At 29.9% G+C, this 10,038-nt stretch carries 9 protein-coding genes; 3 read left to right on the forward strand and 6 right to left on the reverse strand.

Annotated features, from left to right (window positions below):
• Positions 1-2: 2 nt before the first annotated feature.
• Together ACTTBK_RS01375 and ACTTBK_RS01380 are read right to left on the reverse strand one after the other, a co-directional pair.
• On the reverse strand, positions 3-995 hold the full coding sequence (locus tag ACTTBK_RS01375; RefSeq protein WP_440618254.1) for an ester cyclase: 993 nt from the start codon (positions 993-995) through the stop codon (positions 3-5).
• Positions 965-1,909, reverse strand: a complete 945-nt coding sequence (locus ACTTBK_RS01380; protein WP_440618255.1) for a cupin domain-containing protein — start codon at positions 1,907-1,909, stop codon at positions 965-967. Before ACTTBK_RS01380 ends, ACTTBK_RS01375 begins: the two co-directional genes overlap by 31 nt.
• 49 nt (positions 1,910-1,958) lie before the next feature.
• Here ACTTBK_RS01380 and ACTTBK_RS01385 point away from each other — a divergent pair, with 49 nt between their 5' ends.
• Positions 1,959-3,044 (forward strand): ester cyclase, encoded by a 1,086-nt coding sequence (locus ACTTBK_RS01385; RefSeq protein WP_440618256.1) that lies wholly within the window; start codon positions 1,959-1,961, stop codon positions 3,042-3,044.
• Here the strand turns inward: ACTTBK_RS01385 and ACTTBK_RS01390 are convergent.
• The 3 genes from ACTTBK_RS01390 to ACTTBK_RS01400 form a co-directional block, all read right to left on the reverse strand.
• Positions 3,041-3,406, reverse strand: coding sequence for a rhodanese-like domain-containing protein (locus tag ACTTBK_RS01390; protein WP_075505893.1), 366 nt, complete (start codon positions 3,404-3,406; stop codon positions 3,041-3,043). The genes ACTTBK_RS01385 and ACTTBK_RS01390 overlap by 4 nt on opposite strands.
• A 24-nt stretch (positions 3,407-3,430) precedes the next feature.
• A complete protein-coding gene (hisD, locus tag ACTTBK_RS01395) occupies positions 3,431-4,711 on the reverse strand; it encodes a histidinol dehydrogenase (protein ID WP_440618257.1) in 1,281 nt (426 codons plus the stop codon).
• A gap of 61 nt (positions 4,712-4,772) precedes the next feature.
• Entirely contained in the window at positions 4,773-5,684 is a 912-nt protein-coding gene (locus ACTTBK_RS01400) for a bifunctional enoyl-CoA hydratase/phosphate acetyltransferase (protein WP_440618258.1), read from the reverse strand.
• A gap of 80 nt (positions 5,685-5,764) precedes the next feature.
• On the opposite strand from ACTTBK_RS01400, the gene ACTTBK_RS01405 reads away from it, so the two are divergent.
• Positions 5,765-6,616 (forward strand): bile acid:sodium symporter family protein, encoded by an 852-nt coding sequence (locus ACTTBK_RS01405; protein WP_440618259.1) that lies wholly within the window; start codon positions 5,765-5,767, stop codon positions 6,614-6,616.
• On the opposite strand, the gene ACTTBK_RS01410 is transcribed toward ACTTBK_RS01405, so the two are convergent.
• On the reverse strand, positions 6,609-7,565 hold the full coding sequence (locus ACTTBK_RS01410) for a MarR family transcriptional regulator (RefSeq protein ID WP_440618260.1): 957 nt from the start codon (positions 7,563-7,565) through the stop codon (positions 6,609-6,611). The genes ACTTBK_RS01405 and ACTTBK_RS01410 overlap by 8 nt on opposite strands.
• 160 nt (positions 7,566-7,725) lie before the next feature.
• Here ACTTBK_RS01410 and ACTTBK_RS01415 point away from each other — a divergent pair, with 160 nt between their 5' ends.
• Positions 7,726-10,020, forward strand: a complete 2,295-nt coding sequence (locus ACTTBK_RS01415) for a TolC family protein (RefSeq protein WP_440618261.1) — start codon at positions 7,726-7,728, stop codon at positions 10,018-10,020.
• Positions 10,021-10,038: the final 18 nt, after the last annotated feature.

Below are 10,038 nucleotides of genomic sequence, written 5' to 3' on the forward strand. Positions count from 1 at the left end.
ATTTATTTCATTAAAATTTGTTTCCAAATTGCAACCTCATCAAACAAAACCCATTCTCTTATAACATTTCCATCAATTATTTCTGCATGGTTTATACCCATTATAAAAATATTTTGATTTGATTTTTCTCCAAATTCTTCAGTGTCTTTAGAATGTCTACCTTCTAGAAACCATCTTATTGATGTTCTAGGATTTTTATCTGCTTCTTCTAAATAACCAATGTGCTCAACAGAAAACTTCATATCACTCAAAGTATCTTTTAAAGCATTCCAAAATTTGATTATATCCTCTCTCCCATGTCCGATTTTGTTTCCAGGCCAATAAATAGTTGCGGCTCTTGCATAATCGGAAAAATCATAATCATCTTTAAAGATATTTTTTAATATTTTGGAGTATTTACCTCCAGCAGAATCATTAGGTACAACGCCTTGCTTGTAATCTGAATTCATCTCAGAATTTGAATTAAATAATTGTTTTGCTTTTTCAACACCGCCTTCTTTATCTATAAGCATTTGAGCAAAATCTTTTGGTGTAAATCCTATTTGTCTTACCATTGCACCTTGATCACGAACAATCCATTCATCATAGACTTGATTATTTTTGCATGCACAATCAGCAATTACTCTGTAATAAATATCTTTACCAGTTGGTTTGCCGTATGAACCATCACCAAGATGTGTTCCTTTACTTAAAATTCTATGAGACGAATGATAACCAATATCATCATTTCCATTCCAAATCACATCTTCTCCAAGCAATTGTCTGTTAGGAAATTCTTTTAAGGTTGCATAAGTAGCATCGATTACAGGTTTATTTCCATACGTGACACCAAAAGGTGATCTAACTGGAATATTATCACTATAAAATTGACCAATAGACTCAACATCTTTATTTTCCCAAATTTGTTTAGTTATTTTTAGTATGTAATCAGGAAAGTTTTTATATTTTGGATCAAAACCTTTCATTAGATTTGTGTTACACAATTTAAGTAACATTCCTCATTTTCATCTATTTTAATATTAACGTTTGAATTAATTGGAATAGAAATTGTATCTTTAGCATTTAAAATACACTGAAAATCATCAATCATTATTTCCCATTTTCCAGTTCTTGAGAACATTATTGTAGGTTTTTCAAATTTTAAATTGGTTATATGACCTCTACTGGATTTTAAAATTGAGAGATTAAATCCGGTATCTTGATTTATTACTGGAGAGAACTCTTTTTTTTCAAATTTATTTCCAAGAATTTGAATTAAATTAATGTTCTCATTTAGTTTGTTTTCATATTTTGAATTTTCATTACTTTTAAATATAAACTTTTCTAGTTGATCCAATTTATAGTTATCAAATTTTTTTATTTCCTCTTGAGAAATAGGCTCAAGAATTGTTTTTCCCTCTGGAATTTGATTAATAGATAAATCAATTAACGAATTATCATTTAAAAGTGCCATACCAGTTTTTTTTGCTTTTTCTAAAACGCTTGGAACCCAAGTTATAATTCCAGGGTCATCTCCACCTAAGACAACAAAAATTAATCCTTCTTCGTCACCTGCGTTTTCAAATGCTCTAAACATATTAGTTGGCATTGAAATTATGTCACCAGCATTCAAAATTGTTTCATCTTTTCCTTCTGCTCCCCAATAAAATCTCCATCTACCAGAATAAATAACAAATACTTCTGCAGTTGTGTGACTATGTAAGCCCGAACCATTTTGGGGAAGTGCTGACACAGCACCTAAATTAAAACTATGAGGTATAGCAATTTTTATAAATTGTTTACTATCTTCAGCTACACCAGGTCCAACTATAGAATAATTTTTTCTTTCTTTGTGACCTTCAAGTTTTCCTTCCACAAAGGGTAGAGTGCTTGGAACCAGCTCATTAAATTTTGCTAACCTATTTTCCATATGTTTTTCTAATTGAATTATGATATTAACCCTACTTAAATTAAAATAAATGCCAATACAACAATTTGATACAGGTTTAAAAGAACAGCAGGGTGTAAAAAAAATTGAAATTACACCTGAAGAAAATTTTAATAATAAAACAAAAGTAAGAAGCTACTTAAAAACAATCATAGAAGGTGGAATATCTAAATTAGATCAAAATATAGAAAATTATTTTGATAAAGATGTAAAAGTTAATTGTTTTCACCCTGTTAATGAATTTGAGGGTGTAAATAATTTTAAAGAAAAATTTTGGCTACCTCTATTTGAAGCTTTTCCAGACATTGAGAGAAGAGAACAGATAGTTATTGGAGGTACATTTAGAGATAAAGTTCAAGTTGGATCAGTATCTATGCTTTCAGGCACATTCAAAAAACCTATTTTTGGAATAAAGCCAATTAATAAAATGGTAAATCTTAAATGCTGTGAAGTCCATGAATTGAAAAATGATAAAATTGTAGAGAGTTATATTCTAATTGATTTATTAGATTTGATATTTCAAACAGGAAAAAATCCAATCAAACCTTCAAGAGGTTCAGAGGGAAATTGGCTAAATCCAATTAATATCGATGGTGTAAATTATTTTGAAAAAGATATGAAGGTTTCTGAAGAAAGTTTAGACCAATCTTTAACGATGCAAAGGAGCTTGAACATAAAGCCAGAGTTAGAAACTAATTCAGATGAAGAATTAAAAGATAAATTAATTAATCATCCACAAAGTGAATTTTGGCATGATAAAATGATATGGTATGGGCCAAGTGGAATTGGTACTGGAAGAAACTTAGAGGGATTTGTCGACAACCATCAGTTACCATTTAGAAAAACTTTTAAAGAAAGAAATTATTGGAAATTAGGACATTACTGTGAACTTGGTGACGGAAACTTTTCAATGACTGCTGGCTGGCATAGCATACAAGCAGTCTATGGATCAGATGATTGGTTAGGATATAAATCTGATAATCAAAACGTTACTATGAGAGTAATGGATTTTTACCATCACCACGAAGGTAAAATTAGAGAAAATTGGGTGCCTATAGACTTAATACATATACTTAAGCAAATAGGAATTGATGTTTTAGAGTTAATTAAGGACTAATCTTTTAACTTATCCCACTCAGACATACCGCCTGTAATATTTTTAACGTTCTTAATTCCCATTTCTTTCATTGTTTTTGTAGCAAGAGTTCCTTGTCCTCCTAAACCACAAAATACAACATATTCTTTGTCAGGATTATTTTTAAAAGTATCGTTTTCAATAGGACTTCCTTCAGCTAAATAAAATTCTAGCAAACCTCTATCTAAATGCATTGCATTTCCAATAGTACCTTTAGAAAAACTTTCTTTATCTCTAACATCAATGAATTGAACGTTAGGATCGTTTAATTTCTTCTTTGCCTCTTCAGCAGTGATGTTTTCTATTTCATTGCTGACGCTCATTACTTCTTCAAATTTTTTCATGTTAAATCCTATTTAATAAATTGTTTAGTAACCGTATTTTTTCAATCTAACATCACCAGTTCTTGCATGAGCTTCCATTCCTTCATATCTTGAAAGTCTAGCAGCAGCTGCTCCAACAAGTTCAGTAGATTCTTTTGTCATTCTTTGGAAACTTAAAGTTTTGATAAATTTACCAACAAACAAACCACCCGTATATCTTCCAGCACCTTTAGTTGGAAGAATATGATTTGTTCCTGAACATTTATCACCATAAGCAACAGTTGTTTCTTCACCAATAAATAAAGAACCGTAATTTTTTAATCTTTTGTGGAACCATTCTAAGTTTTTAGTTTGAACTTCTAAGTGCTCAGGTGCGTACTCATCACTAATTGTCGCCATTTCCTCGTCTGTATCACAAAGAACAACTTCTCCGTAATCTCTCCAAGCAGCTTCTGCATTAGTTCTTGGTAACTCTGGAAGATCAGCAATAAGCTCAGGTACTCTTTTAATAACCTTTTCTGCTAATTCTTTACTTGTTGTCCAAAGCCAAGCTGGTGAATTGTATCCATGCTCTGCTTGTCCAACTAAATCTACTGCAACGATTTCTGGATCTGCATTTTCATCAGCAATAATTCCTATTTCTGTTGGACCTGCAAATAAATCAATCCCTACTTTACCAAATAAAATTCTTTTAGCTTCAGCAACAAATTGGTTTCCAGGACCTACCAATATATCAGCTGGTGCATTTCCAAATAAACCATTGGTCATTGCAGCTATTGCTTGAACACCACCTAGGTTCATAATTACATCTGCACCACAAAGATCGGCAGTATAAACAATAGTTGGATGAACACCAACACTAGGTTTTGGAGAGCTACATACTAAAATATTTTTAACTCCAGCTACTTTTGCAGTTGTTACACTCATTACTGCAGATGCAATGTGAGCATATCTTCCAGCAGGTACATAACATCCAGCGGTATTAACAGGAATTAATCTTTGACCTGCATATAAACCTTCAGACAATTCAACTTCAAAGTCTTGACCATAATTTTTTAATTGAGCTTCCGCAAATTTTCTCACTCTTTCATGAGCGAACTGAACATCATCTTTAGTTTTTTGATCTAAATTTTTTTTAATATCTTCAATTTTTTCTTTAGAGATAACCACTTCACCTTCATACTTATCAAATTTTTTAGAAAGTTCTTTGCAACCTTCTTCTTTACTTGTCTCAATATCTTTAAGAATATTTTCAACTATTTCTCTAGTTTTTGTATCATCAGTTGATGATGTTTTTGGTGATTTCTTTAAGTATGTAATTGCCATTTCTCTCCTTTTAAAATTTAAAGTTTTTTAGGATAATTTCTTATAAAATTCAATTAATCATTTAGTCCAAAGCTACTACTGCCGCAGCTATAGATGCCAATCTTGCTTGAGCTTCATCTGATCTACTAGTTATTACAACCGGGACTTTTCCTCCCACCACAACTCCTGCAGCACATGCACCCATAAAATAAATCATCATTTTAACTAGGGCATTTCCGGTTTCAACACTTGGTACTAATAATACATCAGCTTCTCCTGCAACTAAATTTTTAATACCTTTAATACCAGCAGATTTTTTTGAAATACTATTATCAAAAGCTAAAGGTCCAAAAACATCTGCATTCAAATTTTCTTCTTTAGCAAGCTTTGTTATTTCAGCTGCTTCAATTGAACTTGGCACACTTTCTAAAACTTCTTCAGTTGCAGACAATACAGAAACTTTTGGTCTTTCAATTCCTATACGATTTGAAAAATTTATTACATTTTTAAGAATATGCATTTTAGTTTTAACATTTGGCAAAACATTTAAAGCGCCATCAGTTATTATTAATGGCTTATCCTCTTTATCAACTGTCATATGCCAGATATGACTTAATCTAGTTTTACCTAATAAGTTATACTCTCGTTTTAAAACTTCTTTCATAAGAACGTCAGTATGAATATGTCCTTTAACAATTATTTTAACTTTATCTTCACTAGCAAGTTTAGCTGCAATTTTTGCAGTATTGTTTTCAACTGGCTCATGAATAAGTTCGTATTTTGAAATATCCCAACTAAGTTCCTCAGCACATTTTTGTATCTCAACTTCATGACCGATAAAAACTGGTTCAATTAGATTTTCATTTACAGCATCCTGAATAGATAACATAGGTAAAGGTTTACCAGCATTTACAACTGCAACCTTAACTCCTTTTTTACTAAGAGCTATATCTAAAAGTTTATTTGGACAGACAATTTCTTTGTTTGAAAGCATTATTTACAATTATATTACAATTTATAAATGTATATAGAAATTATATTTTAAAAGTTAACATTTCATTGTAAGTTTAAATTGTGGAGATAGTAACTAAAATAGCACCAATAATCCTGGCTTTAATAATGTTAGGCTTAGGTTTAGGTTTGAAGTTTGAAGATTTTTCAAGAGTGTTCAAATCTCCAAAAGATTTTATTGTTGGTTTTATTTCCCAATTAATAATTCTTCCTATCGTTGCTTACTTATTAATTATAATTTTAAGAACGCCTCCAGAAATAGCAATTGGGGTAATGATTATAGCAGCAGCTCCTGGAGGAGTTACCTCAAATGTGATGACTAAGTTTGCAGATGGAGATGTTGCCTTATCAATATCGCTTACTGCTGTAATTAGTTTGTTGAGCATAATCACAGTTCCATTAATTATATTTACATCTGCAGATTTACTTGGAATCACTGAAGTTTCAAAAAATATTTCAATGAGCGGTATAGCTATAAAAATGTTTTTAGTTGTAACGGTACCTGTTATTTTAGGAATGATAATTAGAAGGTTTGCTGAAAATTTCATATCTTCTAAAGTTGAAATATTCAATAAGCTTAACATCATATTATTTGCTATTTTTTTTGTAGCTGCATTTTATTCAGAAAGAGATAGTTTTTTAACTTTTATAAAACAAGCAGGATTGATTGCCTTAATTTTAAATATATCAATGATGGTTATTGCATATTATATCGCAAAAGCTTTTGCTTCAGGTGTTAAGCAAATGAGATGTATAGCTTTAGAATGTGGGCTACAAAATGGTACTTTGGCACTTTTTGTTTCTACTCAAATATTTGGTACTGATATCTTATATGCATTACCAACAGGTGCTTATGCATTAATCATGTATATAACTGGATTTATTTTTATCTTTTTTTTAAGGAGATCTAATTAATTTTAATTTGATTTAAAACTCTAAGAATTAACTCAGAAAGCATATCTAAGGTTTTTTCTTGCTCTTTTTTTCCACGTATACTTGTCTCTCTAGACAGATTTACAGAAATTAATTTTTTTTCATTATAATTCATCCATCCAGCTTTAATTAATTTATTTAGTTTTCTAACAACCGTTGGTCTTGGTATACCTGTGATATCTGAAATCGACATAGCATTTAACCCAACACTATCAGCTTCACTTATCTCTTCTACCCATTTTTTTGCAGTTAATTTTTTTAATCCAAAGCTTTTATTTGTTGCAGCGTTAGCAAATACTAATAATCCAATGCATACCAATTCATAATCTTTAAACATCTTTTTCCATCTAATATAGTAAGCAAAAATAAATTTATAAAATTGGTACCAACAAAAAGAAAATTGTTCTTTAATCTTTTTTGAAACTTCATCAGGATTATAAAATTTATCAATTTTGTTTTCATTCACTAGAATTTTAGATGAAATTGAAATCAACAAAGAAAGATGTCTTAAAGATTTTATAGGTTTTACAGTTTCATATGCAGATCTATCGATAAAAATTTTTTTATTTTTTCTTTTTATTACTCCTCGTTTTTCCAATTCTGCAACCTTTCTTCTTGCGCTTTCTTTAGGAATTAGAAGGTCTTTAGCAATTTTGATGATCTTTATTTCCTCAATTTCTAGTGTTTTGTCTTTATAAAAACTTTCGAAGTCAATAAGAACGTTGTTTTCTCTATAAAATTTGAAGTCATTATTGACCAAATATATTAGGATTATGTATGTGTCTATATCCTTAAAGTTACTGTATGCACCAATAAGCCAATCAGAAACAAATCTAAAAAATATAGGGCTTAAAGTGTTGTAATTTTTACCTATCAGTATTCTCAAATACGATTCATTAACAGCTGAAGATATACTTGGTATTTTTTTCATAATAAAAAACCCAATATGGACAAGCTGTTGATTATAGTCAACCCATTTTGGACAAATTAATTTTTAGTGTCTTAGTTGAATAATTAGCCCAAATTTTAAAAAAAACCCATTCTGAGCGTTAATTTTTACACTGTAAAAAATCAATGTTTAATATTTTATAATGCTCAATAATTTAATAAAAACAACATTAATTGTATTATTAATCGCTTTAACTTCTTGTTCTTCAAGATCGCCCGAACCACTTGCAATTGATACTTTAGAAATATCTGCCAAAGAAGATATCAAGAAAATATCAGAAATTAGAGAACAAAACGAAATACTCAAAAACAATTTAGATATTGATTTATATAAAGCGATTGCACTTGCAATTGAGAATAATAAAGACATTAAGATAAAATTATTCGAAACAGCACTAGCAAATCAACAACTAGAAGACATTAAGTTTGATATGCTTCCCTCTATGTCAGCTGATGCGGGTTACACAGGAAGTGAAAAATATCAATCAAGCACTAGTGCAACGGTAGGCTCAAACGATACTGCAGGAAGCAAAGGATCTTCATATTCCACATCAAGAACAAAAGATGTGTTTGAGCAAAATGTAGGTTTTGCATGGAATGCGCTTGATTTTGGTTTATCATATATAAGAGCAGGCCAAAGTGCAGATAGGTATTTAATTGCTAAAGAAATTGAAAAAAAATCAACTAACAACATTGCAAAAGAGGTAATCCAAGCTTATTGGAATGCGCTTTCAGCACAAAAATTAATTAAAAAGTATGATCCGTTAATTAAAAAAGTTAACCAAGCACTTGGTGATTCTCGAAAAATTGAAGAGATGCTATTGCAAAAACCAATGGACGCACTTTTATATCAAAAAGAATTATTAGATATTAAAAGAGCACTCATCAGTCAAAGACAAACATTAATTAATGCGAAAATAACTTTAGGAGGATTGATGGGGCTACTGCCCAATCAAGAATATAATTTAGTTAAAACAAGCAAACCGATCAATATTCTGGATATGAAACTAAAGAATATGGAGAGACATGCTTTAATAAATAGAACTGAATTGTTAGAAAACAGATATCAAGAAAGAATTTCATTAGCAGAAACTAAAGCGGGTATAAGATCATTGTTACCAAGTTTTAATTTAAATGCAAGTTACACAAGTTCATCAAATAATTATTTACAAAATAAACAAAACTTTGAGTACGGTTCGTCAATTGGTGCAAACTTATTAAATGTTTTTAGAGCACCCTCAATTAAAAAGGTAAACGAAGCAAATACAGCAATTATCAGAGAGCAAAGACTTGCTCTATCAATGGCGGTGCTGTCACAAGTACACTTAGCTAATATTGATTTTCAAATGAGTATGGAAGAATATGAAACAGCTGATCGTTATTATTCAGTATCAAAAAAAATTGCTAACCAAGTAAGGAACGCTCAAAAAATTGCAAGATTTGGTGATCTAGAAATAATTAGAGAAGATGCAAGTTCATTAGTTGCTGAACTTAGAAAAGATATTGCATTTGCTAAGATGCAATACTCGGTCGCCCAAGTTTATACTTCAGTTGGAGTAGATGTTGTTAGAAAAGAAAATTTTGAGGACTGTAATCTTTATATTTGCGATACTGAATTATATGCAGGAGAAATTGAAGATTTATTTGATGAATTAGGTGAAAGTTATATATCTGAAGTAATCAAGCCTATTCAAAAACAAAACCCTGTTGTTGAGAATTATAACCAAGGTTTTGATAAATTTACATTTGCGAAAAATACATTTAAACTTCAAGGTAAGGGGCAACCTCAATATTCCGTAAGATTAGCAAATAATCAACCACTGCCAAATTGGATTGATTTTTTACCAACTCAGAGAACTTTTTTAATTGATAAGCAAAGCAAAGGAGATGCTTATGAATTAGAAATAATTGTTAATGTAAAAAATATTAATACGACAGTTGAGGATAAATTTACTTTGGTAGTTGATGAAAAAATTAAGAAAGAAAAAGATTTAGTTAAACATCAAAGAATAGAAAAAGAAAAGAGATTAAAAGCTCAAAGAATAAATAAGAGTATTTTTAAAAATGCAGCATTTGGAACTGAAGAAGCAAAAATTAAAATAATAAAAGAGATAAAGAAAACTGAGGAGATAACTAAAGAGCGTTTAGCAGCTTTAGATTTATTTTATGAAAGAGTAGCAATTAAAGATGGCAAGGATTTAAGAGTATTCTCTGATAAAAAAATTAACAAAATGATTATTAAACAAGAGAAAAAAAATAAAAAATTAAGAAAACAACTCGCAAAACAAGAAAAGAAAAAAAATAAAACCAATATTTTTAAAAAGATCAAAAATAAATTACTGAACAAAAAATCTACCAATGAAAAAGAAGCAAATTTAAATATCGAAGAACTTAAAATTAAACAAGATCAAGATCTTTTAATTACAAACAAGTTATGAAAAATAAAAAACTTTAAA

The organism is Candidatus Pelagibacter sp. HIMB1493 (genome assembly GCF_052047995.1).
Lineage (GTDB): Bacteria > Pseudomonadota > Alphaproteobacteria > Pelagibacterales > Pelagibacteraceae > Pelagibacter.